26 protein-coding genes and 1 pseudogene are annotated in these 26,758 nt (G+C 71.6%); 5 read left to right on the top strand and 22 right to left on the bottom strand.

Annotation, left to right across the window (positions count from 1 at the left end):
• Nucleotides 1-61: 61 nt before the first annotated feature.
• The 21 genes from BJP40_RS03320 to BJP40_RS03235 form a co-directional block, all read right to left on the bottom strand.
• Nucleotides 62-1,531 (bottom strand): NUDIX domain-containing protein, encoded by a 1,470-nt coding sequence (locus BJP40_RS03320; RefSeq protein ID WP_071278441.1) that lies wholly within the window; start codon nt 1,529-1,531, stop codon nt 62-64.
• A 61-nt stretch (nt 1,532-1,592) separates the two neighbouring features.
• Complete coding sequence (locus BJP40_RS03315) at nt 1,593-3,560, bottom strand: ABC transporter ATP-binding protein (RefSeq protein WP_177204294.1); 1,968 nt, start codon at nt 3,558-3,560, stop codon at nt 1,593-1,595.
• Between the two features lie 276 nt (nt 3,561-3,836).
• Nucleotides 3,837-4,706: an endonuclease/exonuclease/phosphatase family protein gene (locus BJP40_RS03310; RefSeq protein ID WP_071278439.1), complete on the bottom strand. Its 870-nt coding sequence runs from the start codon at nt 4,704-4,706 to the stop codon at nt 3,837-3,839.
• Nucleotides 4,703-5,860 (bottom strand): hypothetical protein, encoded by a 1,158-nt coding sequence (locus BJP40_RS03305; RefSeq protein WP_079170880.1) that lies wholly within the window; start codon nt 5,858-5,860, stop codon nt 4,703-4,705. Before BJP40_RS03305 ends, BJP40_RS03310 begins: the two co-directional genes overlap by 4 nt.
• A gap of 73 nt (nt 5,861-5,933) precedes the next feature.
• Nucleotides 5,934-8,003: a methyltransferase, FxLD system gene (fxlM, locus tag BJP40_RS03300; protein ID WP_071278437.1), complete on the bottom strand. Its 2,070-nt coding sequence runs from the start codon at nt 8,001-8,003 to the stop codon at nt 5,934-5,936.
• 17 nt (nt 8,004-8,020) lie between these two features.
• On the bottom strand, nt 8,021-9,289 hold the full coding sequence (locus tag BJP40_RS03295) for a lanthionine synthetase C family protein (protein ID WP_071278435.1): 1,269 nt from the start codon (nt 9,287-9,289) through the stop codon (nt 8,021-8,023).
• Nucleotides 9,286-12,216, bottom strand: coding sequence for a lantibiotic dehydratase (locus BJP40_RS03290; protein WP_256220625.1), 2,931 nt, complete (start codon nt 12,214-12,216; stop codon nt 9,286-9,288). Before BJP40_RS03290 ends, BJP40_RS03295 begins: the two co-directional genes overlap by 4 nt.
• Before the next feature lie 242 nt (nt 12,217-12,458).
• The gene (locus BJP40_RS31305) at nt 12,459-12,632 is read right to left on the bottom strand and encodes an FxLD family lanthipeptide (protein WP_079170879.1); all 174 of its coding nucleotides are present in this window, start codon (nt 12,630-12,632) and stop codon (nt 12,459-12,461) included.
• A gap of 375 nt (nt 12,633-13,007) precedes the next feature.
• Nucleotides 13,008-13,670 (bottom strand): hypothetical protein, encoded by a 663-nt coding sequence (locus BJP40_RS03285; protein WP_079170878.1) that lies wholly within the window; start codon nt 13,668-13,670, stop codon nt 13,008-13,010.
• Nucleotides 13,667-14,176, bottom strand: coding sequence for a LuxR C-terminal-related transcriptional regulator (locus BJP40_RS36065; RefSeq protein ID WP_071278433.1), 510 nt, complete (start codon nt 14,174-14,176; stop codon nt 13,667-13,669). The genes BJP40_RS03285 and BJP40_RS36065 overlap by 4 nt, the downstream gene beginning before the upstream one ends.
• A 24-nt stretch (nt 14,177-14,200) precedes the next feature.
• Nucleotides 14,201-15,436 carry a cytochrome P450 gene (locus tag BJP40_RS03275; RefSeq protein WP_071278432.1) on the bottom strand — a complete coding sequence of 412 codons (1,236 nt, stop codon included), beginning with the start codon at nt 15,434-15,436 and terminating at the stop codon, nt 14,201-14,203.
• Between the two features lie 15 nt (nt 15,437-15,451).
• Nucleotides 15,452-16,654 carry a cytochrome P450 gene (locus BJP40_RS03270; RefSeq protein WP_071278430.1) on the bottom strand — a complete coding sequence of 401 codons (1,203 nt, stop codon included), beginning with the start codon at nt 16,652-16,654 and terminating at the stop codon, nt 15,452-15,454.
• Nucleotides 16,651-17,253: an ATP/GTP-binding protein gene (locus tag BJP40_RS03265; protein WP_079170877.1), complete on the bottom strand. Its 603-nt coding sequence runs from the start codon at nt 17,251-17,253 to the stop codon at nt 16,651-16,653. The genes BJP40_RS03270 and BJP40_RS03265 overlap by 4 nt, the downstream gene beginning before the upstream one ends.
• Nucleotides 17,231-17,560, bottom strand: a complete 330-nt coding sequence (locus tag BJP40_RS03260) for a DUF742 domain-containing protein (RefSeq protein WP_071278428.1) — start codon at nt 17,558-17,560, stop codon at nt 17,231-17,233. Before BJP40_RS03260 ends, BJP40_RS03265 begins: the two co-directional genes overlap by 23 nt.
• A gap of 149 nt (nt 17,561-17,709) precedes the next feature.
• Complete coding sequence (locus BJP40_RS03255; RefSeq protein ID WP_079170876.1) at nt 17,710-18,009, bottom strand: roadblock/LC7 domain-containing protein; 300 nt, start codon at nt 18,007-18,009, stop codon at nt 17,710-17,712.
• Nucleotides 18,009-19,325: a hypothetical protein gene (locus BJP40_RS03250; protein WP_071278426.1), complete on the bottom strand. Its 1,317-nt coding sequence runs from the start codon at nt 19,323-19,325 to the stop codon at nt 18,009-18,011. The genes BJP40_RS03255 and BJP40_RS03250 overlap by 1 nt, the downstream gene beginning before the upstream one ends.
• Nucleotides 19,325-19,483, bottom strand: a complete 159-nt coding sequence (locus BJP40_RS33920; RefSeq protein WP_177204289.1) for a hypothetical protein — start codon at nt 19,481-19,483, stop codon at nt 19,325-19,327. Before BJP40_RS33920 ends, BJP40_RS03250 begins: the two co-directional genes overlap by 1 nt.
• 227 nt (nt 19,484-19,710) lie before the next feature.
• Complete coding sequence (locus BJP40_RS35160) at nt 19,711-19,839, bottom strand: hypothetical protein (protein WP_256220613.1); 129 nt, start codon at nt 19,837-19,839, stop codon at nt 19,711-19,713.
• A complete protein-coding gene (locus BJP40_RS03245) occupies nt 19,832-20,269 on the bottom strand; it encodes a DUF6302 family protein (protein WP_071278424.1) in 438 nt (145 codons plus the stop codon). Before BJP40_RS03245 ends, BJP40_RS35160 begins: the two co-directional genes overlap by 8 nt.
• A complete protein-coding gene (locus BJP40_RS36200; protein ID WP_371258592.1) occupies nt 20,266-20,790 on the bottom strand; it encodes a DUF5999 family protein in 525 nt (174 codons plus the stop codon). Before BJP40_RS36200 ends, BJP40_RS03245 begins: the two co-directional genes overlap by 4 nt.
• A gap of 41 nt (nt 20,791-20,831) precedes the next feature.
• A complete protein-coding gene (locus tag BJP40_RS03235; RefSeq protein ID WP_079170875.1) occupies nt 20,832-21,383 on the bottom strand; it encodes an ATP-binding protein in 552 nt (183 codons plus the stop codon).
• 207 nt (nt 21,384-21,590) lie between these two features.
• Between BJP40_RS03235 and BJP40_RS03230 the strand changes: the two genes are divergently transcribed.
• Together BJP40_RS03230 and BJP40_RS03225 are read left to right on the top strand one after the other, a co-directional pair.
• Complete coding sequence (locus BJP40_RS03230; protein ID WP_079170874.1) at nt 21,591-22,973, top strand: Tat pathway signal protein; 1,383 nt, start codon at nt 21,591-21,593, stop codon at nt 22,971-22,973.
• A gap of 72 nt (nt 22,974-23,045) precedes the next feature.
• Nucleotides 23,046-23,534, top strand: a complete 489-nt coding sequence (locus BJP40_RS03225; protein WP_071278422.1) for a TrmO family methyltransferase — start codon at nt 23,046-23,048, stop codon at nt 23,532-23,534.
• Nucleotides 23,535-23,749: 215 nt separating this feature from the next.
• Here the strand turns inward: BJP40_RS03225 and BJP40_RS03220 are convergent, their stop codons facing one another.
• A complete protein-coding gene (locus tag BJP40_RS03220) occupies nt 23,750-24,091 on the bottom strand; it encodes a hypothetical protein (RefSeq protein WP_143065876.1) in 342 nt (113 codons plus the stop codon).
• A gap of 250 nt (nt 24,092-24,341) precedes the next feature.
• On the opposite strand from BJP40_RS03220, the gene BJP40_RS03215 reads away from it, so the two are divergent.
• The 3 genes and pseudogenes from BJP40_RS03215 to BJP40_RS36195 all read left to right on the top strand — a co-directional run bounded on the left by BJP40_RS03215 (nt 24,342) and on the right by BJP40_RS36195 (nt 26,758).
• The gene (locus BJP40_RS03215; protein ID WP_256220612.1) at nt 24,342-25,352 is read left to right on the top strand and encodes a hypothetical protein; all 1,011 of its coding nucleotides are present in this window, start codon (nt 24,342-24,344) and stop codon (nt 25,350-25,352) included.
• Complete coding sequence (locus BJP40_RS03210; RefSeq protein WP_071278418.1) at nt 25,349-26,020, top strand: YdcF family protein; 672 nt, start codon at nt 25,349-25,351, stop codon at nt 26,018-26,020. Before BJP40_RS03215 ends, BJP40_RS03210 begins: the two co-directional genes overlap by 4 nt.
• Nucleotides 25,965-26,758 (top strand): annotated as a pseudogene (locus BJP40_RS36195) (WbqC family protein). The gene BJP40_RS03210 and the pseudogene BJP40_RS36195 overlap by 56 nt, the downstream one beginning before the upstream one ends.

The raw sequence follows: 26,758 nt of genomic DNA, 5'->3' as shown, positions 1-26,758 counted from the left end.
CGGGCGGCGCCGGGCCGGGCGCCCGGCCCGGGCATGCGGCTGGTAGGTGTGCGCACTCCGTTCACCAGCCCATCTGCGAAAAGGCACGGCCCTCGGCGATGCTGCTGATGGCCGTCCGGGTGTAGGAGACGAGACGGTCCGGAAGCTCGCGCGCCGGCCACCACTTCCAGGTCAGGCACTTGTCCGGCTCGCGTACCTCGGGTGTGCCCTCCCAGCGGCGCGCCCGGAAGACAAGCTGCATCAAGGGCAGGCTGCCCGGGGCGTCGACGACGTGGACGACATGCGCGAGCTCGACGTCCACGGGGTCGATGACCAGCCCCGCCTCCTCCCACGCCTCGCGGACCAGGCACTCGAGGGCGGACTCCTGCTCGCACCGCCCGGCGAGGTAGTGCCAGGTGTCGCCCGCGTACTTCGAATCGGGGTGACGCAGGCCGAGCAGCACCCGGCCCTCGTCGTCTTCGAGGTGGAGGTGGACCCCGACGCCGTTCAGCACCACCCGGTCGCCCCCGTCCCACACGGGAGGAACCCCGGCCCGGCTGTCGTCCGGAGGGTTCTCGGCGGCGTGCCGGCGAATCAGAGCGGCGGTGGCGGGGCTCAGCCGCAGCCGGTCCAGTTCATCGGGCGCGAACCAGCGCAGCAGCACCCCCTCGTGCAGCGCGAGACGGTCGGGATTGCCGCGCCACCGGCCGGCGAAGACCCGGACCGGGACGCTGAGGCCGTGGATGCTGGTGGCGTCCTCCACGGCGTAGGGCGTGAGGTCGTCGAGGCGGAGGTCGGGCACCTCTTCGGACAGCTCCCGCAGCAGTGTGCCCTCAAGGCTCTCGTCGTCGTGCGTACGCCCGCCGCCGAGAAGGGCGAACGCCCCCGATTGCCAGATGACGCCGGGCTTGTGGTCGCGCAAGTGGAGCAGGTAGCGGCCGGTCCCGTCGTGGACCAGCGCGGAGGCGTTCACCGGCTCCGGCCGGCCGTCCAGCCGCGCCGCGAGGAGTTTCGCGCGCAGGGTCGGCGAGGTGACCTCCTGCTGCGGGAGCCACTGGGCACCGGACACCTCCGCGTCCTGCAGCGTGATCGCGGGCGGCTCCTCGCCGGAGAGGTAGAAGACGTAGCGGAAGTCGTAGTGGCGGTGGGCCGGTTCGCCCTTGGCCGGGTTGGCGTCGATGTCGTGGACGTCGATGTCGATCGGAGAGCCGAGCGTTTGCCGGGTCAGGCACAGGGCGCCCGGCACGATCCCGGTCTCCTCCGACACCTCGCGCAGCGCCGCGGCGAGCAGTGTCCGGTCCCCGGGCTCGATGTGACCGCCCGGGGCGAGCACGCGGCCGCCGGTGGCCCGGTGACGGATGTGCAGGACCCGGCGCTTCCGGTCGATCACGACGGCGCTGCACGTGACGTGCCCGGGCAGCGTCGTCCGGGCGGTCGCATCGACGGGCCGGTCCAGCGCGTCAAGGAGCCCGGCCAGGGCGTCACGCTCGCCGGGGTGCCGGCCGAGGTACGCCTCGACGGTCCTGCGGATCGCGTTGGAACAGAGTGACATGGGCGTCGTCTCGCCTTCGATGTAGGGGGCGGGTCGGGCTGGGGGAAGTCGCACCGGTGGATCAGCTCGCCGTCTCGCGGCCGGACGGCTGGGTGCCACGCGGCCGGGGAACCGGGTCGGCCGTGGGCGCGAGCCCGTACTGCGCGGCCTGGGCGGCGAACATCCCCCGATACAGGCCGCCCGTGCGGGCCATCAGGTCCCCATGGGTGCCGTCCTCGACGACACACCCCTGATCGAGGACGTAGATGTGGTCGGCGTGCATGGTCGCGGCGAGCCGGTGGGTGACGAGTACGACCGCGTGCCCCTCCTCAGCCAGGGACCACAGCCCCTCGAACGCGGCGATCTCCGCATGGGGATCAAGCGCACTGGTCGGCTCGTCGACCAGCAGGAACGGAGCCTGTCGATACCTTGTTCGAGCAGACCCCAGCTTCTGCCACTGGCCTCCCGAGAGCTGGACACCGCGCTCGTAGCCCTTGAACACGATCGAGTCCCAGCCGTGCGGCAGGCCCTCGACCAGCTCAAGCACTCCCGCCTCGCCGGCGGCCTTGCGGACGCGGTCCATGTCCCTCGGGCGGTCGCCGGCGCCGATAGCCACGTTCGCGGCCGCCGTCATCTCCCAGCGGGGGAAGTCCTGAGCCAGCAGCCCGATCTCGGCGAAGACCTGGGCGCGGTCCGCCTCACGCAGCTCGATCCGCTCGCCCGACTCGCCCACCCACCAAACCTCTCCCTCCGCGGGAAGTAGCAGTCCGGCCAGCACCTTCGTGAGCGTGGTCTTCCCCGAGCCGTTCGCACCCACCAGGGCCGTCACCTTCCCCCGTGGCACGCGCACGCTCACGCCTTTCAGAGAGGGGCCGTCGGCGCCCGGGTAGGTGAACGACACCTCCTCCGCCAGCACCTCCCGAGTAGGTGTGGGCAGCGGCGTACCGGAGGACGGGATGGCGTTCTCGCCTGCCACCTTGATGGCGTCCTCGGTGTCGGTGAGGAACAGCAGCTCCTCGTACAGCCGGTTGACCTGCTGCACCAGCGAGGTGAGCCGCGCCGTCGACGTACGGATGGCGATTACCGCGGTCCCGCCGACGGCGAGCGGCAGACCACCGGTCGACAGCAGCCACCACAGCACCCCGTAGCAGGCCAGCGACGCCACACCGGCGAACGCGCCCGCGACCAGATCCGTCGATGCCTGCGCCCGAGCGAGCCGCCGCTGCTCCGCTTCGGTCTGCCGCGACATCTCCTCATAGCTGGACAGCAGCTTCGTGCCAGCGGCGTGCACACGGAGCTCACCGGCGGCGTGCGGCCGGGTCAAGTAGGCCAGCAGCGACGCGATCGCCCTGCGGTGGTCGACCCAGTTCATCCGGGACAGGTAGTCCCGGCGCGCGGAACGGACCGCGCCCCACCCCTTGGGAAGGGCGATCGCCAGCAGCATCGGTAACAACGCCGGGTGCAGCGCCGCGAGCACGGCCGCAGCCGCCACCATGCCGATCACCACATTGCCGACGCCGACCGACAGCCGCAGCATGCTACGGGCCGAGTCCGTGCCGAACCGGCCCGCCTCCAAAACCCGCTGGACCTCCGGCCGCTCGGTCGCCTCAACCTCCACACCGGTGACGGCCGTGTAGTACCGGGCGGAGACTGCCCGCTCCACCTGCGGCTCCAGCCGGCCCGACATCGCCGTCGACCACGCCGACAGCACCGCGGTCGCCACCGCCGCGACCGCGAGCACAACCAGGGACGGCAGCGCGTCGCGGAGCTTGTCCACGGTCGGACCGTCGGCGAACAACTGCGCCAGGACGCCGTTGACCGCCACCAGGCCCCACGCGGCCGTCACGCCCTGCCCGAGCTCGGCCGCCACGACCCCCATCAGGGCGCGCCGGTCCGCCTTCCAGCCGGTGCGCAGCACCATGCCGACCATGTGCGGCAGCGCGGCCGCCATGTGCCCGAACTTCAGCCGGGTCAGCGGCCCTTCGTGCCGGACGAAGGACTGGTCGTAGCGCAGCCGGCCACCGTACAGCTCCTGCTCGGCGTCCGAGATGCTGTCCGCGGCTCCGGCCTTCGGGCCGCTCGCGATCGTGTCGCCGCCTGGTTCGACTGGCGTCAATGTGTTCCCCCTCGTGGGCGTGGTGGTGGCGTCGGTGTGTTCAACGACGCCGCACGATTTCGAGCACCTGTTCCTTTCGGACGCGTTGCGCGCCCGGTGATTCAGCGGATTTCCGAACGTGCGCAGTGCACCGACCCTTGCCGCGTAAGGGCACGCGGCCCGGGGGCGGTTGGCCGAAACGCCGACGTTCGGGCGTAGCCCAGTCCGTGGTCAGCAAGAGCTCGTGGCCGGAGCCTCACCCTGTCCGCCTGGGGTGGACGGCAGGCCCAGGCGCAGCGTCATAACGGCGTGGTCGGACAGACCCTCTTCGCGGGCCTGGTGGTGGTAGTCGCAGGCGAGGAGGCGGTCGGCGTGGGCTGCGGAGACGAAGAGGTGGTCGAAGCGGAAGCCGTTGCCGCTGCGTCCGTACCAGGAGTGGGCGACCTTGTCGGGGTGGAGGTGGCGGAAGGCGTCGGTGAGGCCGGCCGTCTGGAAGGAGTCGTAGAAGGTGTACTCCCAGGCGCCGAACACCGTGTGCGGGGGCTGGTGGCCGCGCTCGACGACATTGAGGTCCCCGGCCACGATGACGGGCACGTCCGGGAAGGCAGCGTCGAGCTTCGGCAGGGCCTCGGTGACCGCGTCCTGGAAGGCGCGCTTGGAGACGTTGCGCTGCTCCTTGGGGCCGCGGGAGGGGACGTACAGGCCGAGGACGCCGATGTCGTGGCCGCCGACGGTGACGCGGGCGGCCGGGGCCCGGTGGGGCGTGACGGCGACCGGGCTCTGGGCCGGGTGGGCGTCGGCGGTGCGGCAGGCGATGACCGTGCGGTAGTCGGCTTCCGCCGGCTGCGGGGCGATCACGGTGGCGTACCCGCGCTCGCCGAGCGCGGTGAGGAGAGTGTCGCCACCGTGGGTGGAGGACACCTCGGTGAAGACGGCGATGTCCGCGTTCTCCTGGGCGGCGACCCAGGCGGCCTGACGGCGGGAGCGGTCCGGGGAGGCGTGCTGGGCGTTGAACAGCAACAGCCGTACGGCGTCGTAGGCCGGAGCGTGCGAGGGTTCGTCCAGGTTGATCAGGGAGAGTTGCTCGGTAGGGGCGCTCATCGGGCGGCGCCCTTCTCGTCGAGGAACGCCTCGCTCTGGGGCGTCTGCTGAACGGGTCGTAAGGACGCCACGCTTTCACGGATCACTCCGCTGCTGCCCCGAAGCGCATGGACCAACCTGGCGGCCAAGGTCTGAGGGAGCCCTCCGTCGTCCAGCCCGCAGGCGTGGACCAGGTCGCGGGCAGCGTTCGTTTTCCCGGAGGCGATCAGGTTGGTGAAGCGGGGGTTGGCTAGGCACTCGCGGGCGGCGTAGCCGTCGGTCGCGGCCATGGTTCGGCGGTGGAGTTCCTCGGCGACGAGGTGTGCTGAGGGGCTGTCGGACTGGTCGAGGAGGTCCAGGACGGTCAGTCCGAGGCGTGTATCGAAGACGGTCGTACCGATATCGGGTTCGCGCTGCACGTAGCTGTTCACCAGCTCGGGGAGCAGGTCGTCGACGGGGCGATGGGCGGCTCGGTGGCACATCACGGCCAGGCAGGTGGTGACGGCGTTCTCCCAGGGTTCGCCGGGTGTCGTCTGGGCGACGAGGCCGGTGGCGTGGTCGGGGTCGCCGTGGAGGGTGGCGAGTACGGCGACCTGCCGGCCGTCCAGCATCCGCAGTCCGAGGCCGTGGTGTTGCTCGATGTGGGCCAGGGCCTCGGTCCAGCGGCCGGCGGTGGTCAGGGTGCGGGTGCCGTCGGCGAGGATCACCCGCCACAGCCAGGCGCGTACCTCGTCGCGGTCGGTGTCGCTGGTGGTCAGCTTTGCGGGGATGCGGACGCCTTCGAACTCGGCGGGGGCGACGTTGCTCACGGCGTCGTAGAGGTTCAGGAGGCGGTGGCGGCCGTCGTCGGTGTTGCCGGCGCGGATCTGGAGGCGGGCGAGGTTGACAACGGGTTCGAGGGCTCGGATCGCGGTCATGCCGGGGAAGGGGGTGGCGTGGAGGTAGGCGGCGGCGTGCTGGTGGCACCACTGGCGGGCGAGGTCGGGCAGGCCGAGGTCGGAGGCGAGGAGCGCGGCCTGGTTGTAGACCGCGGACGCCAGGCCCTGGTCCGCCTTCGTCTGGGCCGTGGCGGAGAGTTCGACCAGGGCGCGGACACGCTGCGGGAGCGGCAGGCAGGCGGGGCGGAAGCGGGAGATGAGAGGGAAGCGCCGGGCTATGGAGGCGTACGGGTCCATGGGGACTCCCGGGGAAGGGAACGGTGAGTGGGGCTGCGGGCCAGCCGTCGGTCGGCGGGCCCGCGCCGGGGGGCTACTGCCAGGTGACGAGGACGCGGTTGAGCGGGGTGTCGAGGACGAACGTGCCGGGTCGCTGGTCGACGGGGGGCGCGTCGAGCGGCAGGAGCTCGAAGGCGGCTTCCCGGCCGCGGTACTCGCGGTCCCAGGTGCGGATGGCGTCGGCGACCTGGGAGGTGAGTTCCTCGCTGCCGGGGCCGTGGCCGACGACGCCGAACTCCCAGAGCTTGCCGCCCTCGGGTGTCTTCTCGTCCAGCAGGCGCCGGGTGAGGTAGGTGAGCGCGCCCTTGTCCACGGCGGCCGTGGAGGAGGGGTAGGGGTCCTCGGTGAGCACGGTGCCCTTGGCGGTCTGGGGGAACAGCATGCGGATCAGGCCGGAGGGCAGGGAGCAGGAGACGAAGAGCTCCATCCACTCAGGGCTCTCCATGGCGCGGACCTTCATCCCGGTCCACTGCTCGGTCCGCGGTTGTTCCAGGACGCCGGCGAGGGCGTCGGCGTCGATCTGCTGTCCGGCGGGGGCCTGGAGGCGCACGGTGCTCTGCGTGGAGAGGGGGATGACGCGGCGGTCGTCGTCGGCGATGCCTCGTCGCAGCGGCATGAAGGTGTTCATCTGCGAGCCGGACGAGATCCAGCGGCCGTCGCGCTCTTGGTAGACGATGGAGCGCGAGACGCTGCCCTTGAGGCGCTGGGGGGTGACGAGCCGGCCGCCAGGGGCGAGCTGTTCGAGCCAGGCGGGCGGGATGCCGTGCGCGCCGACGGTGGCGATGATCCGGTCGTAGGGTGCGCCGTCGGCGTGGCCGAGGGCGCCGTCGCGGGTCAGGGCCTGGACGTTGGTGAAGCCGGTGTCGGCGAGGTGGGCGCGGGCGCCTTCGACGAGGTCGTCGTCGACGTCGATGGTGGTGACGTGTCCGTCGGGGCCGACGAGGTGGCCGATGAGGGCGGCGTTGTAGCCGGTGCCGGCGCCGAGTTCGAGGATGCGCTCGCCGGGCTGGGCCTGGAGCTGGTCGAGCATGAGGGCGACGACGCTGGGCTGGGAGGCGCAGGAGATCGACGTGCCGTCGGTGTCGTACTTGATGTTCACCGGCGCGTTGGCGTAGGCGTCGGTGAGCGGCGCGTCGGGGACGAACCGGTGCCTCGGGACCGTGCGCAGGGCGTTCTCGACCTCGGGGGTGCAGGCGTGGCCTTCGGTCTTGATCTGGTCGACCAGGGCGTTGCGCAGGCGCTCGGCGTCGGGTGTGGTGAGCGTGTCGGTGTTCACCGCGCTGACGCTATCGGCGGCGGGGGTATTGGCTTTGGTGGACGCGGTGTTGTCACTCGATCCCATGACTGCCTCTCGTGCGATGTGGAACAGGGTGTGCTGGTCTGCGGCCGGCAGGCCGGCCCGGTTGGCGTGGAAGATGACGTGGTGGGTGATGACGGCGCGCAGGCCGCGGGTCAGTTCGCCCTGCGCGGCGAGGTGGGTGAGCGTCGTGCCCGCCCGTTCGAAGGCGGCGATCCACTGCGTGTGGCCGTCCAGCGGCCCGCCCGCCCGGCACAGCCTGCGTGCCTCGGTGGTCATCAGCTTCCGCATCGCCGGCAACAGGGTCTCGGACAAGCCGGGAGCCGGGGTGCCGGGGCGCAGGGCGGCGGCCTTGCTCCACACGTCGCCCTGCTCGAACCAGTCGAGGTTCGCGGCGCGCATCATGCCGCTCAGCAGCAGGACGGCCATCTCCGGACGGTCCAGGTGTCCGGGGCCTACCTGGTAGGCGAGGAGGTGGCGGCTGTCCTCGTGGAAGAGGTCGTGCGCGGCCGCCATGGCTGCCGGGCCGCCGAAGGCGTCCGTCTCCGGCTCGTAGATCCCGGTCGTCCAGGAGGACGCGACGTCGTCCGCGACCAGGTCGTCCAGCAGCGCCGTTACGGCCGGAGCGGGGTGGTCGGCCAGGTACCGCAGGGGCCAGGGCTGCTTGTTCATGAACCACCAGCCGCTGAGCTGCCGGGAGACTTCCGCCTCGTGCAGGACGGGGGCGAGACGGTCGGCGATGGCGGCGCGCGCGGTCTGCCGGTCGGGGAAGGTGATCTGGTGCTGCTGCCAGTGGTCGGCGGGCATCAAGGTCCTCTCGGAGGTCAGGCGACGAGCAGGAAGGCGTCCCAGTTGGTCCGGGGCGGGGCGGTACCGGAAGCGGCGAGGAGGCCGAGCCCGATACCGGCGGCGCCGTCAAGGAGCCCGGCGCCGCCGGGGCCATCGACGAGTGCCGCGCCCGCGTCCTTGGGTTTCGAGCCGAGCGGCAGCAGGGTGGCCAGCAGGTCGGGCAGAACGGCACGGAGCCGGTTCGCAGTCTCGGGCGCGGCGTCGGCGGCGGTACGGACGGTGAGGTGAGCGAGCCCGGCAAAGCCGTGGCACAGGCCAAAGTCCGTGGTGGCCCACAACTGCTCGGGGTCGGTGAGAGCGTCCAGGAGGGCGTTCTCGGCGACCGCTCGGCGGGCGGGATCGCCGAGCGCGAGGGCGGCAAGCTGCTGGGCGCGCGCCACGCCGGCGGTGCCGTAACACCACGAGGGACGCCGGGGACCGGCGGGCGCGAGCCGATCGGTGCGCAGCTCGTCGCGGATGACCCAGTACGGCCAGGTCCGGTCCTGCGAGCTGGTCGTCTCCCAGCGGTCGAGCCAGGCCAGGATGGTGCGCAGAGCCTGGCGGTGGCCACTGACCGTGGTGCCGCGGCGGGCGCAGAGCGCGAGCAGGGCCAGCACGGAGCCGATGCCGTGGGCCATGCCGGAGTTGCCGTGGCCGCCGGGGAAACGGTCGTCCGGCCGCCCGGAAGGCCCGGTGAGCGTCCACCACCCCGGCAGGGTGTCCCCTTCATGGGTGATCGGTTCGGTCAGGCGTACGCAGTAGTCGAGAACCGATCGCAGGGCCGGGCCCGCCGGGTCGCGGCGCAGGAGGTAGCCGCCGAAGCCGGTCAACCCGCGGATCGCGTCGAACTCGGCGAGCACCGGGAGCTGCCCGGTGTCGATCCGGCGGTGCGCGGCGTCCAGGCGGCGTTGGACGTCGTCGAGGACCTGCCGGTCCAGCAGGGCGAGGTCGCGTGCGTAGGCGCCGGGGAGACCTTCGGCGGCGCAGGCCAGGACGTGCGCGAGCGCGGGCGCGCCGTAGAAGGGGTGGCTGTCGGCGCCGCTGGCGAACGGCCGGCGGGTGGCGGCCGCGAGCCAGTCGTGGGCGCGCTGCCAGGGCCCGAGGCCGGCTGCGGCCCGCTCGATGTGCAGCAGAGCGATGCCGATCGGCCCGAGAGCAAGGTGCTGCCGGACGGTATCTGTGCTCACCGTGGCGGGCGCGGTGTCGGGGTGGGCGAGCCGGTCGGCGATGCCCGCGGACAGGCCGAGGGCGGTGTCGTGGTTCACCGGGTCCTCCCGGGGCGGGCGTTGAAGGCCAGGGCGGCGGCGCGGGCGAGGTGGAGGCAGATCTCCTCCTCGGGGAAGTTGACCGCGACGTGCCGTACGAAGTGGGTGTGCAGCAGGGAGGTCAGGACGTCGTCCAGGGCGATGCCCTCGGTGTCCGGGCCCGGCAGGCGCTCGCGGTAGGCGGCAAGCGCGACGGTACGGTCGGCCCAGCCCGCGACGATCGCCTCGCCGCCGGGGACCGCACGGAGCGCGGCCCAGTTGTCGCGCGGGTCGGCCAGGCGGACGGCCTCGGTGAACTGCGGCCTTGGGATCGGCTTCGGCGCCCGGTGCGGGATGTGGTCGATCAGCCAGCGGGCGCCGGCCTGCGTACTGCCGAGGAACGCCGAGGCGATCGCGAAGGTGTGGGCGGCCACCAGTGTGCGCTGCTGCGGGCGCCGGGGCTGGGAGAGCTGGGTGACGACGGCCCGCGAGTCGGCCCGGAACACCTCCTCGGCGGCGTCCCACGCACTCCCGGAGCCCCAGCGGCCCATCTCCCGGTAGGAGGTGGGGTAGCGCAGGTCCGCCAGCAGCCCGTCCGTGCGCAGTTCGTCGGCCCACGCGCTCACCGTGCGGGCGGCATCCGCGAAGCTGTCGGGGTCCGCCAGAGCGATGCGCAGGCGAAGGTGCTGGTCGGGGTCGCGGAAGCGGATGAACCACCACGGGGGAGAGCCGAGCCGGCCAAGGAGGTCGGGGACGTGCCGGGTCAGCACGGCGTCCTGGCGGCGCAGGTCCCCGTACAAGGCGGCCAGCAGCACCGAGGACATGCCCGGCATCTGCGTCTGGGCCCGCGCGAGGGTGCGGGCCGGGGCCGGCTGGGGCAGCGGCGGCCACTCGGCGGACCGGGTCGCCTTGAGGGGGACGATGATGTCGTGGGCCCGGCCCTGGCTCCAGCCGTACGCCTGCGGCCCCGGCGCCTCGGTGAGCACCACAAGGGAGGCGCGGTCGAGCTGCCGGCGCAGCAGACTGCGGGGGGCGGCCTGGTCGAGGTCGAGGGGGAGTAGCCGGTCGCCCTGGACGAGCTGCACATGCTGCGGCAGGCGTCGGCGGATGCGCCACTCGGAGAGCGCGAGGTTCCACTCTGCCGTGGGCCGGTCCCGGCCGGGCAGGTCGGCCGCTTCCACCCGCCACCGGGCCGGGGAGAGCACGATGCGGCCGTAGCGCAGGCGCGGGAGGAACGGCGCCGTCGCGGCAACTCCCCAGTCGAAGGTGGTCACCTGGGCGCACTGGCCGCGCGAGAGCTCGGTGAGCAGCCGGGCCAGCGGCGGGGTGTGCTCGGTGAGGTTGAGCGCGTGCATGCCCACGGCCTCGATGCGACGGCCGAGACCCGGGGCGGCCAGGTACATCCGGCGGCCGTCGCAGGCCACCGCGAGATCGGCAGGAGTGAGCACGTCCGGGGCGGACGGCCGGTGCTCTTGCAGGCTGATCAGCAGCGGCAGGATGCGGGGGGTCCGGGTGACGTGCGCGGTGTCGGGCAGTAGCGGAGGGAAGGAGAGCTGGGCGGGGTCGGTGCCGAAATCGGCGGTGGGCAGGTCGGCCAGCTCCGCGCACAGCGTCTCCCGCGCGGCGGGATCCAGGACGCTGGCGAAGCGGCCCGTGCTCACCCCGGCGCCACGAGACACGCTTGTGACCTCCACGGTGAACCGGCCGCGCTGTATCTCGTCGATGCTCGCCGCGTGCAGCCGCACGCCGACCTCCAGGTGCGGCGGCACCCGGGGTTCCTTCGGTCCCACGTCCAGCGCGTCCACCATCTCGTCGGTGAGCACGACCTCGTCGTGCCCGTCGAGCGCGGCGGTCTGGGCGAGGCGGACCAGGACGTCGTCCCGGGGGGAGATCCGCCGTCGGCGGGCGCCGGCCGGGGCCCCGGGGTAGCCGTCGGGGTAGCCGATGCCGCTGTCGGCGACGACATCGAGAAGGGGCACCATCGTGCCAATGCCGTACCGCTCATAGAACCGCTGGTGATACTCACCCAGCCCGCGCCCCCCGTACGGGCGGGCACAGAGCCGGGTGAGGATGGTGGCGGCCCGCTCGACCTCGCCCGCCACTTCGCCGGGGAGCCGGAGGTGTGCATCGAGGCGGAGGTCCAGCGCCAAGGGGTGGCGGCGAAGGCCCGGCACCAGTTGCCGCATCCGGGCGGCCACCGCCTCCCGGTCATCTGCCGAGGCGCACTGGTGCAGTCCCGCGCGGACGGCGCGGAGGTCTCTGACCGTCCCGGCGAGCGGGACGAGGGCGCTGGCCCGGGCCGCGTCGAGCTGGGCGAGGACGTAGCCGAGGGCGTCGGTCTCGGTGGCCGGCGCCTGGAGGTTTGTGATCAGCACGCGACGCCGGATCAGCCCTGCCAGCAGTCCGTGGACCCGCTCGGGCACCACGCCGGGAAACTCCGCCCCCAGCTTCCCGGCCAGGTCCTCGAACCGGATCGGTGTCCCCGCCGCGGTAAGGACACTGCGCACCGGGGCGGACAGTTCGATCGACGCCTCCACCGCCCGTCGCCCGTCGTCCTGGTACGGGACGATCAGGTTCCCGTCCCGTACGAAGGCCGTGTTGTTCACCATGACGGACAGCCACGGCAGCAGCTCTCCGCTCCCCTCCAGTTGCTCGACCAGCCGGGACAGCCACTCAGCGCCGGCCCGCGCGACAACCACGTGGTCCTCGCCCCAGACGGCGGCCGTCCTGTCACCGAAGGCGGCGGTGGTCACGCCGGCGAACAGACCGAACGGCGTGGCCCGGTGCCCTGCCCGAAGCAGGTAACGGACCAGGGAGAGCCCGACGCGCCGCACGTCGCGCCCGGAGGGAGCTGGGGATTCGCACAGAGTCTCGACCTGGGCTCCCAGGTCCGGGCTGGCGTGCCGCACGGCCTCGACCAGGGCGGATTTGCTCCAGACGGCGCGCACCCACGCGAGACGGCTGGCGGTGATGTCTTCCTGACCGGCGTCGGGGAGGGGGCGGTCGTCGAAGTCCGGGAAGGGAGCCTCGGCCGGGGCCGGTCGTGCGACGGCGCGCACGAGGGCGGTCACGCCGGCCCGGAATGCCGGTGGTGCAGTCACGAATGCCTCCTTGAGCCGGGTGGGAAGGGCCGCCGGGGCCGCCGCACCATCGGTGTGGCGGCCCCGGCCAGCAGGCCGGATGGCCCAGGTCAGGCGACGTTGGTGGTGCAGGCGCCGCAGGTGGTGCCGCAGTTGTCGTCGGTCAGGTTGGTCAGCCCGGCGGCATCGGAGACCTCCAGCAGGCCGACGTTCAGGGTGAACCCGTCCTCCTGGGCCACGGGCTCCTGGACCTGGGTGGTGCTCTGCGCGATGTTGCGCGTCATGTCAACTCCTTGTTGATGATCGGGTGTTGCTGACTCGGTGGCGCTGCCAGAGACTGGCGGCCGGAGCGCAGCCGGAGGGCTGGCTCCGTCCGCCGGGTTCTGGCCAACCCGACGCGAAGCCGCGGCGGGAAGCTTTTCCGGCCTCACCTGGGCAGGCGGGCCGGGGGGGGGCGGAGGGGTGGCTGCGCAGGGGCAGGCCGTAGGCGCCTACCTCGTAGCGCTGCTGCTAGCCGGACGGGCCGGCGGAGGGAGGACCGGACCCCACAGCCGGGCCCTCGCCACGGCGGCGCGGCCGGGGCCGGGCGGAGCGCCCGCGCCCGGGGGCAGAGCGCGGCCCGGGGGCGGCACGAGTCCGGCCGGGCCGCGTGAGGGTACTCATCGCGCGTCCTCCTCGAGCCCGCGCCGTGTCGCGGCGGGGACTGTGCAGTAGATGAGCGCGGCCAGGCCGGGCGACGGCGCGGCGGCCAGCCGAAGCCGGGCGACCCGATGGCCGTCCGGGTTGCGGCCGGAGCCGAGCACGTCCCAGCCGAGGTCGCGCAGATGCCCCAGGAGCCGGCCGTCGGTTCCGCCGGATACGGTGCTCCGGCCTGGGGCCTCGGCGTACACGCAGTCGATGCCGATGCGGGCCGCATAGGCGGCGAGCCACAGCGTCATCAGCCATCCGACACGGTCTGTGCGGCCAGGGGCGGTGTGGGCCAGTGAGACCTTCAGGGCCGGAGCCGGGTCGTCGACGGCCCACGACCGCAGGTCCGGCTGCCGATGCAGAAGGAGACAGCCGACGAGGACTTCGTCCCCGTCGTCGTCCTCGTACAGGCCGACCGCCTCCGTACGGTGGTCCCGGAAGGCGGTGACGTGGAGGGCGGGCGCGTAGTGGCCGCGCCGGGCGAGCCACAGGCCGCGGTCCTGGACGAGGGCGGCAGCCGCCTCGCGGTCGGCGGCCGTCACGATCGGCCGCATCTCGTACGCCCACGTCGCCCGGCCGTCGCGGACGTCCGCCGTGCTGGCGGGGGCGGTGGTGTCGGAGGTGGTGGTGTTCATCGCGCCGCTCCGGCGGGCTGTGCCGGGGGCTGCTCGGCGGCGGTGGATCCTTCGCCGCCGAGGATGCCGTGGGTGTGGGCCAGCCCGATGAGGTGCGCGGCGTTGCTGGCGCCCGCCCTGCGCGCGAGGCCGTCGGTCCGGGTACGGAGTTCGCCGACCGGGATGCGCGCTGTGCGGGCGATGTCGTCCGGCCGGGAGTGCTCGGCGATGGCGCTGATGAGCAGCTGGTCGTCCGCGTCCGGCTCGAAGGCGCGGCGCAGCAGCGAGGGCGGGGGCGGGGGCACCTGCTGGTGGCTGAGGAGGGCGTGGGCGAGAACCGCGCGGGAGGAGCGCGGAGGGCAGTGCAGGTTCTGGCGCATCACCCGGACGTGGGAGCTCACCGTGTCGCCGGACAGGTGTTCCTCGCCCGCGATCTCCGGGTTGGTGAGCCCGCACACGAGGTGGGCGGCGACCCGCTTCTGAGCCCGGGTGAGCGGGGTGATCGGGGTTGCGACGGTGGAGGTCATCTGGGGTTCCTGGTCGGGTGATGGTCAGGCCGCGGTCGGGCGGAGGCGGACGGGCAGCTGCTCGTGGCCGTTGCTGATCAGGGAGCTGAGCGGCTTGAGCTGGTGGGCGGGGACGGCGAGTTCGAGGTGGGGAAAGCGGGCGAAGAGCTTCCGCAGGCTGGTGGCGAGCTCCAGTCGGGCGAGCGGGGCGCCGAGGCAGAAGTGCACGCCGTGCCCGAAGGCGAGGTGGTTCTTGATGGGCCGACGGATGTCGAAGTCGTCGGCGGTCTCGCCGTGCCAGTCCGGGTGCCGGTTGGCTGCGGCGTAGGCGGCGAGGATCGCCTCGCCCTTGGCGATGGTCTGGCCGTCGGGCAGCACGATGTCGTTGACGGCGTAGCGCATGGGGAGGTGCTTGACGGCCGGTTCCAGGCGCAGGGTCTCCTCGACGACGTCCGCCCAGTCGGCGTGGCCGGCGCGGAGCTGGCCGAGCTGGTCAGGGTGGGTCAGCAGGAGGCTGATGGCCTGGTCGAGGACGTTGGCGGTGGTCTCGTATCCGGCGCTGATCATCAGCAGGAGGGTGTCGCGGAGCTCGGCGTCGGACAGGCCGCGCCCGTCTCCGTCGTCGTCGCGGGCGGCGATGAGCAGGGAGGTCATGTCGTCGCCGGGGTCGGCGCGCTTGGTGGCGATGAGCTGGTCCAGGACCTTGTACAGGGCCTGGGTGTTGGTCGTGGCCTGGTCGGCGGTGAGGGTGGTGTCGAAGACACCGTCGACGACGCCGCGGAAGTGGGCACGCTGGTCGGCGGGGACACCCATGAGGTGGCCGATGACCGCGATCGGAAGCGGGTAGGCCAGGTGCTCGCGCAGGTCGATGCTCTGTCCGGTTGGCAGCGCTTCGAGATCGTCGAGGATCGCCTCCACGATGGTCTCCACGACAGGGGTGAGGGTGTCAATGCGGCGCGCGGAGAAGGCGGGGGCGATCATGCGCCGCAGCCGCCGGTGGTCGTCGCCGTAGGCGGTGAACATGTTCTCGACGGCGACCCACAGCACGAGCGGCCAGGTCTGTATCGCCTCCTCGTAACCGGGCCAGTGGGCGCGGGCGTCCTTGGAGACGTCGGGGTTCTTCAGCAGGCTCTTGAGCAGGGCGGGGTCGTTGATCGACCAGGCGGTCACGCCGAGGACGTCGACGCGGACCGCGGTGCCGTGGCCGCGGAGCTGCTCGTGCTCGCCATGGTGGTCGGCGCCGGTGGGGTCGAGGACGATCGGGGTGGTGGACTGGGACATGGGAGGACTTCTCCTTCAGGCTGCGGTGGGGGCGGGGAAGCGGACCGGAAGGCGGGTCAGGGCGCGATGGAACGGGCCGGGGCGCCAGGTCAGCTCGTCGGCAGGGCAGTCGAGGTCCATCTCGGGCAGCGCGTCGAGCAGGTCGGTGACGGTTGTCTCGGCGATGAGGTAAGCCAGGGAGCGTGCCGGGCAGGCGTGCGGGCCGGTGCTCCACGACAGGTGAGCCCGGTCGCCGGACCCGCCTCCTTCCAGGGCGGGGTCGTTGTTGCACGCGGCCATGGAGATGACGACCGGCTGGTGGGCGGGCAGCAGGATGCCGTCGAGGTGGACGGGCTGCGGCGGGTAGGTGATGGAGTAGTTGGCCAGCGGCGGGTCGCGGTAGAGCACGGTGTCCAGCACTTCGCGTACGGAGGCGCCGGCGGAGTGCACGGTCGCGGAGAAGTCCTCGTCGGTGAGGATCTTCAGGAGCGTGTTGGTGATCAGGTTGGTCAGTGGTTCGATGCCGGCGCCGTAGAGGGTGACGAGCTGGTGCGCCATCTCGGTGTCGTCGAGCCGGGCCGGGTCGGCGATGAGCCGGGAGGTGATGTCCTCGGCGGGCTGGCTTCGGCGCAGGGCGACGAGCTCGGACACGGCCTGGGCCAGCATCTGGTTGCCGGCCGCCGCGTTCACCCCGTCGAAGATCTTGGCCATGCCGTTCGCGATGCGCAGGCCGAGCTCGTCCGGGCAGCCCAGCAGCGCGCTCAGGATCCGGAAGCTGAGCGGCCACGCGAACTGCGCCAGCAGATCGGCACGGCCCGCGGAGTGGAACTCGGCGATCGTCTTGACGACGACCCGTTGGACGAGGGCGTGCAGGCGGTGTTGGTCGACGGCGTCGAGGGCGGAGGCGTTCGCCGCCCGGTACCGGGAGTGCGCGGGGCCGGCCGAACGCAGCGCGTTGGGGCGGTACTCCATCATGGGCCGCACGGGACAGGTGTCGGGAACCGCCTGCTCCCACACCCGCGGGTCGGCGGGGAAGCGCAGCTCGTCGTTGAGGATGCGGCGGGCCTGGTCGTAGCCGATGACCAGGGTCGCGGGCACGCCGGGCGCCAGGTCCACGGGTACGAGCGGCCCGTACGCGAGGCGCATCGCCGCGTAGGCCGTGTGCGGGTCGGCGGCGAACTCGGCCTCGTAGAGCGCGATACGGGACGCCGGTGGGGCGGTGCCGGGGGCGGTGGTCACGGGTGGCGCTCCAGGGGGCGGAGGTGGCGGGCGGTCAGGTAGGTGACGAGTTCGATCAGGGCCAGGTAGCCGGAGCGGCCCACACGGGCATCGCAGTCGGTCAGCGGGGTGTCCGGATCCAGGGCGAGGGCGTGGCGTATCTCCTCGCGCGGATGGTCGGGCGCGCCGTCGAAGCGGTTAATCGCCACCGCGTACGGGATGCCCTGCTCTTCCAGGAGGGTCAGATGTTCGTGGGAGGCGTCGAGGTCGCGGGTGTCGGCCAAGACCAGCGCGCCGAGCGCCCCCTCGGTCAGGCTCTGCCACAGCGGACGGAACCGTGTCTGGCCAGGGGTGCCGAACAGGTACAGCACGCGGGAGGGGCTGATGTGGATGCGTCCGAAGTCGATGCCGACCGTGGTGGTCTGCTTCCCCGGGGCGCCGGCAAGATCGTCCACCCCGGTGCTGGCCTGGGTGATCGGCTCGTCCATGTGCAGGGTGGGCACCTCGGAGACGGCACTGACGAGGGTGGTCTTGCCGACACCGAACCCGCCCGACACAACGATCTTCGCGGAGCGGACCGCGGCGGTGGGGTGGATCTCAGACCTTGGCCCGTAGACCACGGAGTACCTCCCTCAGGATGTCGATATCGGGCTCGTCGTCGAGGGCAGGGGCGGGGCTGCTCAGGTGGCCGCTGTCCATCAGGTCGCAGACGAGGATGGGGACGGTGGACGGCGGCAGCTCCAAGGCGGCGGCGATCTCCGCCACGGCCAGACCGCCCCGGACACCTTGGACAAGGGCCAGGACCCGGCGGTGGTCGAGCCGCAGCGTGTCGGCCGGTCCGGTCGCGGCGAGGACCAAGGACTCCAGGCGCACCTCCGGCCGGCTGGGGCGATCACGCCCTCCCGTCCGTACGAAGGGCCGCACCATGTCCGGGTCCCGCCGCGGCCCGCTCACCCCGCGGCCTGCTCTTGCGAGACCGGCGTGCGCGCCTCCACGTCCATCTGGTCACCCACGCTCACGGCGAGTTCGCCCATCTGGTGAGTGATCATGGCGATGTCGGCGTCGGGTCCGCTGGTCTACACCAGGAGGAACACGTTCTTTCCGGCCTGCGTGATCAGGCACACGGACTCGGGCAGCTCCAGCAGGAGCTGCCGCATGCCGCCGCCGTCGAACTCCTGGCTGAACGTACGGGCGGCCCCGTGCAGGCCGGCGAAGATGGCCGCGTACCGCTCGCCCTGGTTCTGGTCGATGGAGGACGTTCGGGAGTGCAGCAGACCGTCGGTGCTGATCAGGACCCCGCAGCGGACACCCGCGAGGGTGCCGAGCTGCTCTTCGAGCAGCCAGCCGAGCGTGTTGGAGTGCGTGTCGGCGAACATCAGGCTCCTTCGGAGGTGGGGGTCTGGCGGGCGCGACGCGTGCCGTCCGCCCAGGCGGCGGCCACGTCGGGGCGGCCCGGCCCCGACGTCGGCTCGGGACTCGTGTCGGGGCGGGGGGCGAGAGCAGCACCGGGCTGGCGGACGGTCAGCCCGGTGGAGGTAGTAGCCGCTGCGGTCAGCGGGGCTGCCGACACTGAGGCCGGCGTCGGCGTCTCGGGGACTCGTGTCAGCAGGTCCCGCGGGAAGAAGACCTGCGCGCTCGTACCCCGGTAGGCGTTGGGAGCCTCCACATCGACGCTGAAGCCGTACTCACGGGCCAGGACCGCGGCTACGGTGAACCCGGTCTGCGGGTGCGCGCCAAGGCGGGTGACCGGCTCCGTCCGCTCACCGCCCAGGACTCGGCGGGCGGCCACCACGGCCTCGCGGTTCATCTGCAGCCCAGCGTCGTCGATTCGCACGGTCAGGCCGTGGTGGCCTTCCTGTAGGCGCACCTCCACGAAAGACGAGCGGGGCGAATACCTCAGCGCGTTGTCGAGCAGCACCGCGATCGTGTGTATGGCCGGGCCGACCGCCCGGCTGACCACGGCGACATCGGACTCCTCGAACTTGACCCGCTCGAAACCATCAAGGTGCCCCATGGCCGCCTGCACCACGTCGGTGAAGCAGGTTGCCTCCCAGCGACGGGACAGCTTCCCCCCGCCCAGGATCACGTAGCTTTGCGCGTCCAGCAGCAGCTGCTGGACGAGACGGTCGATGGTGACGAGCGCCTCGTACGTCTCTCCGCCCGCGTGCTGGCGTACGCCCTGGCTGATCTGCTTGCTCACCCTTGAGGCGGTGACCACCAGGGACGTGGCGAAGCTGCGCACGGCCGCCTGGGCGGCCGCGTCGGCCACACGTCGAGCTTCGGCGGCCGCGGTCTCGGCTTCCTGCTTGACCTCGGACACCTGGGCACCCGTGGCCGTGTCCGCGTCGTACTGCACCTGCCGCAGAGCCCGGGCCACGGAGTCAACAACGGCCCGCACTCGCTCGGCCACCCTGGCGCCTAAGGCGTCCGGCAGGGCGAGGTCGACGCCCTGCCCGGCACCCGGCCGGACGGCGGCCGCCTGCAGAGCTGGCACCACCTCATCGGCGATCTGCCCCAGGATCAGCTCGGCGGCGCCAAGCTGCCGGGCTAGGGTTTCGGCGTGCCGGTTCAGACGGTCGGACCGGCGGCGCTCCGTGCGCAGGCACCCTCTCAGATGCCAGGCGGTGCATCCGCCCGCCAGAGCCAGCGCCGACGGCACGGCGACCAAGGCGACTTCTATCAGAATGCTCATCAGATCCTCACGGGCGTACCGTCGAGTTGGCCGATCACGGCCGACAAGTCGAAGTCAGGCAGGCACCGCCAGTCGACCGATTCGTTTCGGCACACCAGAACGAGGCGGTCCGGCGCCTGGAACGTCGTGGTGGGCGGTGCCGAGACGGCGTGGAGCATGACAGCGGCTCTTTCTTGCGAGGTTGGCCTTTGCTCGGTGCGGCTTGATCGGACAGTGCAATGAGGGCACGGTCACGAGGGGCCTTGCGGAACGGAAGGGCGCGGTTGGTCAGGAGTTGGCCTGTGGGCGGGATGGGACGGCCGTGGCCGGTGCGGTCGCGTCCCGAATTGGACGAGCAGGCCCATAGCGGTCACCACCAGGACGGTGATGACCAGGCCGGTGACGGTTACCACGGTCTCGGTCCGGAGCCGGCGTAGATCACGGTGACCATCGCGAGGACGAAGACCACGGCGCGGACCACGTCGAGGCTGGGGCGTCGGCCTCGGAACGGCTTGGCCGACGGCGGCTCAGGCATGCAGCACCTCCCGCTGGCACGCGAGCAGCCGCTGCTCCCGGGGCCACCGGCGCAGGCCGAAGAACTGGCGCCGAGCGTCGGCATCCATGCCGGCCGGTACCGGTTCGCCCCAGGACACGTGCGTTCCGCCGGCGGTGACACCGTGGAAGCCGGGTCGGCCGCGAAGTGCCCGCGCCGTGAGTTCCGCGAAGGCCGGGTCGAGCATGCCCATTCGGCCGCCGCGCCGCCCCGCGCCGGCCGGGACCGCGACGAAGGCCAGCCGGTGCAGCGCCACCGCCACCGCGCCGAGCATCAGCTCGATCCGGACGAGCCGCGCGGCCACGTACTCGTAGTCGCACGCCTCCTCCGGGGCGAGGATCCGGACTCCCAGGGCCGGGCCGGCAGGACTCGGGCAGGGGAGGATCGCGAGGCCGCTGCCGGGCAAGATCACGAGTCCACCGCCTTCGACTCGGATCCGGTCCGAGGCAGAACCCGTCGCGGGGCGACGACGGCACCGGACGGCATGAGGCATCCCGTGTCGAAGATGAGCACACCGTTGCACAGCTCGCTGCATCCGATCTCGGGACGGCTCACCCGAACGCGAGCGGCTTCGCAGTCGTCGGCATCGGCGGAAGGGCACTCGGGCAGGTGGCCGCACACCAGACCGGCACCGGCCATTTCCCTGATCACCACGTCCACCGCCTCAGCCAGTCGCCGCAGATGTACACGGGCCCCCACGTAGTCCCCAGGCCCGTCGATGTCCGCGACGTGCCGAGCCTCGGCGAGCACCTTCTCGACCGTCGGACAGGGCGAGTCGGGAGCCGTCAGGCCCAGTTCCATGAGATGGCCGCGCAGTCGGAGGAGCAGGTAGTCCACATCGTGGTCGTGCTCCAGCGGCGGGGCGTTCTCGTCGAGGACCAGGGCAAGGGTCTCCCGGGCCGAGGCGACGACGGAGCGGCCGCCTTGGGCCATGTGCGCCGGGCTCCGTCGTGCGGTGCGAGGCAAGCGGATCTTCACGACCCGTCCTCCTCACCGAAGGCGTCCAGCTCCATCCAGACGGTCTTCCCTCCGCCCGGACCAGGCTGGACTCCCCAGCGCGAGGCCAGGGCGTCGACCAGGACCAGACCGCGGCCCCCTTCACAGTCGGCGCCGGCCTCCCGCAGAACCGGCCGGACGGCCGACGGATCCTGTACCTCGACCCGGAATCGCCCACGTCGGCAGGTCGCCTTCACGGTGAACTCCCTCGCTCCCCGACCACGGCAGCCATGCGTCACCGCGTTCGCCATCAGCTCCCCAGCCCCGAGTACGACGGCGTCCGCGATCGAGGACAGCCCGGACCGATGCATCAACCGGTGCAGGTCCCGCCGGGCCCGGGGCACAGCGGCCAACTCCGCCGGGAACACAGCCACAGCCTCGAAGGCGCGCCCCTCGCACGATGTCCGCTCCACGGGGCCGGCTGGGGCATCGAGCCCTATGCCGCCGTCGTTGCGTACCTGCGAGCGGTCGGGCAGCACCGTTGCAGAGCCCGGTTGATGGAGGCCGGCCGTGGGATTGTGCACGTTCATCAGCTCCCCTTCTCGGCCCCGGCAGGGGCCAATTCCGGTCACTGTCCGAGCTCGTAGGCGTGGCGTGGCCGAATCCGTTGCAGCGCAAGTGGGTTGGAGGAATATCGTCTTCACGAGACAACCGCGTTCGAAGGCCACTCGGTATCCCGCAGGGACCACGGACCCGATGAACGTGATGAAAGATCGTTTCGGGGACAGGGGCGCACCATGGGGCGCACACGCAACCTCAAGCTGGAAGCCGTCGTACGGGAGTTGGGCCTGCCGCAGAGCCGTCTGGCCGCGCGTATGAGCTCCGTAGCGGCCGAGAACGGAGCCAGCGAACTGCAGAACGTGACGCAGTCGCACATCGCTCGCTGGATAGGAGGAACGCGTCCCACCGGGCGGGCACCCGCTATTTTGGCCGAGACGCTCTCGCGCGGCCTGGGCCGCGTCATCACGCTCGCCGACATCGGGCTGGAACCGGAAGACGATGCTGCGCCGCAGGCTCCAGGGTGGAGCGTCGACACCCTCACGACGCTGGCGACCCTCGGGAGCACGGACATGGACATAGAACGGCGCCGGGTGCTGGTGCAGTCGGCCTACTCGGTCGCAGGTCTGGCGCTCCCATCCGAGACCTGGTGGCAGGAAGCTGCGGAGCGCGCCCGCACGAGGAAGCCCCTCTCGCAGCACACCGTCACCATTGCCGACGTCGACAGCGTGCGCGAGATGACGGTGTTCCTCTCGCGCCGGGACCAGGAGCGCGGCGGCCGCGGCGTAGGGCGGGCAGCCCTCGTCGCATACCTGCGCACCGATGTCGCCGAACTCCTCGCCGGCCGGTTCCCGACTGACGAGGTACGTCGGGCCATGACCTCTGCCGCAGCCGAGCTCGCCTACCTCGCGGGGTGGACATCCTTCGACGCGGGCGAGCACCCCATCGCCCTGCGGTGGCTGACCCTGGCGACCGAGCTCGCTGAGGAGGCCGGCGACGCCCCGCTCGCCGGACACGTGCTGCGGGCCATGGCCCACCAGGCGGTCGATCTGAAGCAGCCGGCGGAAGCCGTATGCCTGGCCGAGGGGTCGCTTTCCGGTCGCCGCTACGCGGAAGCGTGCTGGCGGGAGAAGGCACTTCTGGGCGTTGTTCACGGCCGCGGCCTCGCGGCCGCCGGGTACAAGAAGGAGGCTGCAGCCGCGCTCCTCCAGGCCGAGAGTGATCTCGACCGGGCCACTGACGGCGACGAACCGGCCCGTGTCTGGTTCTTCGGCGAGGCAAGCCTCGCCCACGAAACGGCTGCCGCACTGAGGGATCTCGGCGACATGAAGGGCGCCGAGCGCGAGTTCAAGCGCAGCGTCCGCACCCGCCGGGAGCAGTTCAAGCGGACGCACTCCGTGACACTGGGGTACCTCGGCGACGTCCAGGTCCGGCAAGGACAACTCGAGGCGGCCTGCTCCACTTGGTCCCAGGCGCTCGATGCGATGACCGGAGTGCAGTCCGGCCGTGCTCGGGAGACCGTCGTGCAGATGCGCCGTGCCCTGAGCCCGTTCCGCAACCGGGGCGGAAGCCCGGCAGACGAACTCGACGCAAGGGCCCGAGCAGTGCTCCAAGTCGGCTGACCCGTACCGTAAGGAAGCCCGGTTCAGGGAGTATCCGCCCCCGAACTGCAGCCATCTCAGGAGAGGCAGCGCGTGTTCAACGAGTACATTCAGGTGCCCGTGATCGCCACCGTCGTCGGAGGCCAGACCGGCCGCCTCGACGACTACAAGGGTGGCGTCGAGTCGATCATCCGTCTCGTCCCGAGCATCCCCGAGAGCGCCCTGGAAGGCATTGACGAGTTCAGCCACCTCGAAGTGATCTGGCACTTCAGCCTGGGCTCGGACAGCGACATCGAGTTCGAACCGCGAAGCCCGCGAGGAAACCCGGACTGGCCGGCCACCGGCGGACTCGTGCACCGAAACCACCGCCGCCCGGCCCGCATCGGCACTTCGTACCCCCGGCTGCTGCGAGTGGAAGGCCGAGACCTGCACGTCACCGACCTCGACGCCGACGACGGCACTCCGGTCATCGACCTGGCGCCCGTCTTCCGTGAGATGCTGCCCCGCGGCCCTATCCACCAGCCCGAATGGCCTGGCGACATGCTGCGGAGCTACTGGAAGGATGCCCGCGAGCGGTCCTGAGCTGTACACGGCTGGTGCGGGAAGCTGCGCGTGGGTGGCAGGGGGCGGGAGGGTGACGTTCAGCATGCCTGGCCTCCCGCCTTGGCGGTTGCCCGTACGGTCTTGCCGCCCGAGTGCCGGTCGCGGGTGCGGAACTCGCCGTAGGCCGGTGGCGGTATGGGGCACCTGGCGGCGATCTGCGTCGGCACGACGGGGTCGGGTGGTGTTGGGCAGGCTCATGAGCGACATCCGCTGGCATCCTGAAAGGTCGAGACCGGCAAACGCACCTGCATCAGCCGGGCGCCCGCGTCGCGGATGATCCGCGCGCGTTCGGCGGCGGTGCGGCTGGGGCCGAGATGGCCGAGGGAAGGGATGACGACGCCGTAGGCGTCCGGCGAGGCGAGGGTGTCGAGCAGCCTGACGAAGGCAGGGGAGTAGAGGTCGCCGGGGGCGTGCTCGACGAACAGGGCGGCCATCTTCAGCTCGTGAGCCCGGCAGTATTCGTCCAGAACAGCCGACAGGGCGCGGCGCCGGGACAGTGTGGTGCGTGTCAGCCGCAGGAAGCCGTAGACGTCCAAGCCAGATACAGGGTGGCACTCGGTGAGGGTGACCACGCGGATGACCTCCACAACGGTGTGAGCGGACGGACTCTCCGAGACTGACGCACCACCAGTCGGCCGGGAATGAACGGCTGTTGCACCTTTGTGGCACTTCCGTGGCCCCTCGCCCGCCGTCCGTGCTTCCATGGCGGCAGGAGGGAGGTGCCCCGTGGTGAGCGTGAGGCGATGGACCGGACGCGAGGCCGGCTTACTGCGCCAGGCGCTGCGCATGAGCGTGCGCACCTACGCAGCGCACCTCGGCGTCGGCATCCGCACCGTCTCCAAGTGGGAGAAGCACGGCACAGCTACCTGCCCCTGGCCCGACACGCAGGCGATCCTCGACACAGCCCTAGCCCGCGCCGATGCCACCGCCCAGGCCCGCTTCGAGCAACTCCTCACCCAAGGCCCGCTGAGGCGGCAACCGAGCCGAACACCGTCGCCCGCGATCGCCGACCACGAGACCTGGACGGAGGATCTGGAGCGGATCGTGGTGTGTCTCGACCGTCAGGACTTCGCATTCGCCGCCACCCTGCTCGAACGCTGGCTCGGCCGCGGCCAGCCCCGCGACCTCGACGATCGCGGCCTGTACCTGTACGGGCGCTCTTTGGTCCTGTCTGGCGACCTGCGACGCCTCCAGGGAACCCTTCAGGACTTGATGACCGCCAAGCGCCTCTACTCCGACGCGCATGACGTCTTCACGGAACTCGATATCCCCCGTCGAGCCGCGCAGATCGAACTGTCCCTCGCCGTGGTCACCGAAATGGCCGGACGCCTTGCCTTGGCGGCCACCCGCTACCAGCAGCTCACCGGCGACGAAAGACTCAGCACGACCGACCGAGCCCGGGCCCAACTGTGGATCGGCACCGCCCTGGCCAAGGACGGCCGCAACGAGTTCGCCATCCAGGTCATGCGCCAGGCCGCCGAGCGGTTCGAGGAACTGGACGAGCCGGAGGACTGGGCGACCGCCCAGCAGAAGCTCGCACTGGCTCACCGCGGCGCTGGCGATCTCACCCGGGCCCTGGCCTACATCGACACTGCCCGCAGCAACGGCCGCTTCGAGACCCCCCTCCAACGCGTCCAGATCGACACCGCACACGCCCATATCCTGCTCACCGACCCTGCCACCCGCAGCGAAGGGCACGCCATACTCGACCGGGCATCGGACATCGCCACCCAATACGGCCTGAAACACCAACTGCGCAGCATCAAGACCGTTCGCAACAGCCAGGAGAGCACGTGACCGACCGCCAGGAGAACGCGATCAGTGACGCGGACCGCGCCGACGCCCGCACCATCTGGGACTTCCACCAGATGGGCCACGAGCTGCGGCCCTGCTCCGCCGCGATCGCCCTCGGCAGCCTCGATCTCGGTGTGGCCGGCACCACTGCCGACCTCTATCACGCCGGCATGTTCCCGGTCGTGGTGTTCACTGGCGACACCAGCGCCGCCACCAAGGAGCGGTTTCCCCGAGGCGAGGCCATCCACTATCGCGAGCACGCACTCTCCCTCGGAGTCCCGGACGAGGCGATCCTGCTGGAGCCGAAGGCCAGCAACACCGGTCAGAACATCGGCTTCTCCCGCGAGGTGCTGGAGAACGCGGGTATCGCGGTGACCACTGTGCTGCTGATCTCCATGCCCTACATGCAGCGCCGGGCCTACGCGACGTGTCGCCAGCTGTGGCCCGGGGTGGAGCCGGTCTGCGTCTCCCAGCCGCTGGCCTTCGACGAGTACGCCAAGACGCACGACGATGAGAAGCAGTTCATCGACATGCTCATGGGCGACATGGAGCGAGTGATGGAGTACCCAAAGCGCGGTTTCGCCATCGAGCAGCACGTCCCGGAAAGAGTCGGCGATGCCTTCGAACGCCTCCGCGCCCGCGGCTATGACAGCTGGCTCCTGCCGGCCTGACCGCGCCCCGCTCGTGAGCGGTCGGCCGGGGCACTCGTGCGCGATCCATCAGCCCAACCTCCTGCCTCGCCTTTCCACTCTGGCGAAGCTGTACGCGGCTGACATCTGGGTGGTCCTCGACGACGTCCAATTCGTCCGGCGCGACTACCAGCACCGCGCCCGCCTCGCCGCACTCGCTGATCCGGAGCGGCGGCAGTGGCTGTCCGTGGAAACCCATCTCCCGCACGGCCGCGCAACGTTGATCCGCGATGCTCAACTCGCCGCGCCGCAGCGCGCAGCCCGCCGCCTCGGCCAACTGCCAGCGCAGCACTACCGCGCCAGTCCCCACTGGCAGTTGCTGCACGCTGCCCTCGAACCCGCCGTCCACGCCGTCGCCGAGGCCACCGGGACAGCGGCCGTCGCCGAGGCGACCACCCGCGCCCTACTGAACCTCCTGGGCTGGCGCGGCACTATTTGCGCAGCAGCGCCCTCGCCGCTTCCTCGGGCCGCTCGGAACGTCTGGCCGACCTCACCACCGCCGTCGGCGCCGACACCTACCTCTGCGGCACCGGCGGCCTCCGCTACATCGACCGCCGTCCCTTTGCGGAGCGGCACGTCAACGTCCACGCCTTCCGCCCGCCCGCAGTCGCCGAGGGCCTGTGGACCGGGGCGGCGAGGATCACTGCTCTGTGGGCACTCGCCGCGTACGGACCTTCCTCGGTGGGAGCCGCGTTCGGCGCCCTCCGCGCGGTCGCCTAA

Origin of the sequence: Streptomyces sp. CC53 (assembly GCF_001865245.1) — a bacterium.
Classification (GTDB): Bacteria; Actinomycetota; Actinomycetes; order Streptomycetales; family Streptomycetaceae; genus Streptomyces.
The sequence above is the reverse complement of the archived record's forward strand: the minus strand, read 5'-3'. Positions and strand labels throughout refer to the sequence as shown.

Coding starts and splice junctions, on each gene's coding strand:
- BJP40_RS03255 (WP_079170876.1), bottom strand. CDS start 18,009: ATGTTCGCCGACACGCACTCCAACACGCTCGGCTGGCTGCTCGAAGAG.
- BJP40_RS35160 (WP_256220613.1), bottom strand. CDS start 19,839: ATGCCTGAGCCGCCGTCGGCCAAGCCGTTCCGAGGCCGACGCCCCAGC.
- BJP40_RS03260 (WP_071278428.1), bottom strand. CDS start 17,560: ATGGTGCGGCCCTTCGTACGGACGGGAGGGCGTGATCGCCCCAGCCGG.
- BJP40_RS03320 (WP_071278441.1), bottom strand. CDS start 1,531: ATGTCACTCTGTTCCAACGCGATCCGCAGGACCGTCGAGGCGTACCTC.
- BJP40_RS03215 (WP_256220612.1), top strand. CDS start 24,342: ATGAGCGTGCGCACCTACGCAGCGCACCTCGGCGTCGGCATCCGCACC.
- BJP40_RS33920 (WP_177204289.1), bottom strand. CDS start 19,483: ATGCTCCACGCCGTCTCGGCACCGCCCACCACGACGTTCCAGGCGCCG.
- BJP40_RS03275 (WP_071278432.1), bottom strand. CDS start 15,436: ATGTCCCAGTCCACCACCCCGATCGTCCTCGACCCCACCGGCGCCGAC.
- BJP40_RS03310 (WP_071278439.1), bottom strand. CDS start 4,706: ATGAGCGCCCCTACCGAGCAACTCTCCCTGATCAACCTGGACGAACCC.
- BJP40_RS36065 (WP_071278433.1), bottom strand. CDS start 14,176: ATGACCTCCACCGTCGCAACCCCGATCACCCCGCTCACCCGGGCTCAG.
- BJP40_RS03285 (WP_079170878.1), bottom strand. CDS start 13,670: ATGAACACCACCACCTCCGACACCACCGCCCCCGCCAGCACGGCGGAC.
- BJP40_RS03305 (WP_079170880.1), bottom strand. CDS start 5,860: ATGGACCCGTACGCCTCCATAGCCCGGCGCTTCCCTCTCATCTCCCGC.
- BJP40_RS31305 (WP_079170879.1), bottom strand. CDS start 12,632: ATGACGCGCAACATCGCGCAGAGCACCACCCAGGTCCAGGAGCCCGTG.
- fxlM (WP_071278437.1), bottom strand. CDS start 8,003: ATGCCCGCCGACCACTGGCAGCAGCACCAGATCACCTTCCCCGACCGG.
- BJP40_RS03230 (WP_079170874.1), top strand. CDS start 21,591: ATGGGGCGCACACGCAACCTCAAGCTGGAAGCCGTCGTACGGGAGTTG.
- BJP40_RS03250 (WP_071278426.1), bottom strand. CDS start 19,325: ATGAGCATTCTGATAGAAGTCGCCTTGGTCGCCGTGCCGTCGGCGCTG.
- BJP40_RS03235 (WP_079170875.1), bottom strand. CDS start 21,383: ATGAACGTGCACAATCCCACGGCCGGCCTCCATCAACCGGGCTCTGCA.
- BJP40_RS36200 (WP_371258592.1), bottom strand. CDS start 20,790: ATGGCCCAAGGCGGCCGCTCCGTCGTCGCCTCGGCCCGGGAGACCCTT.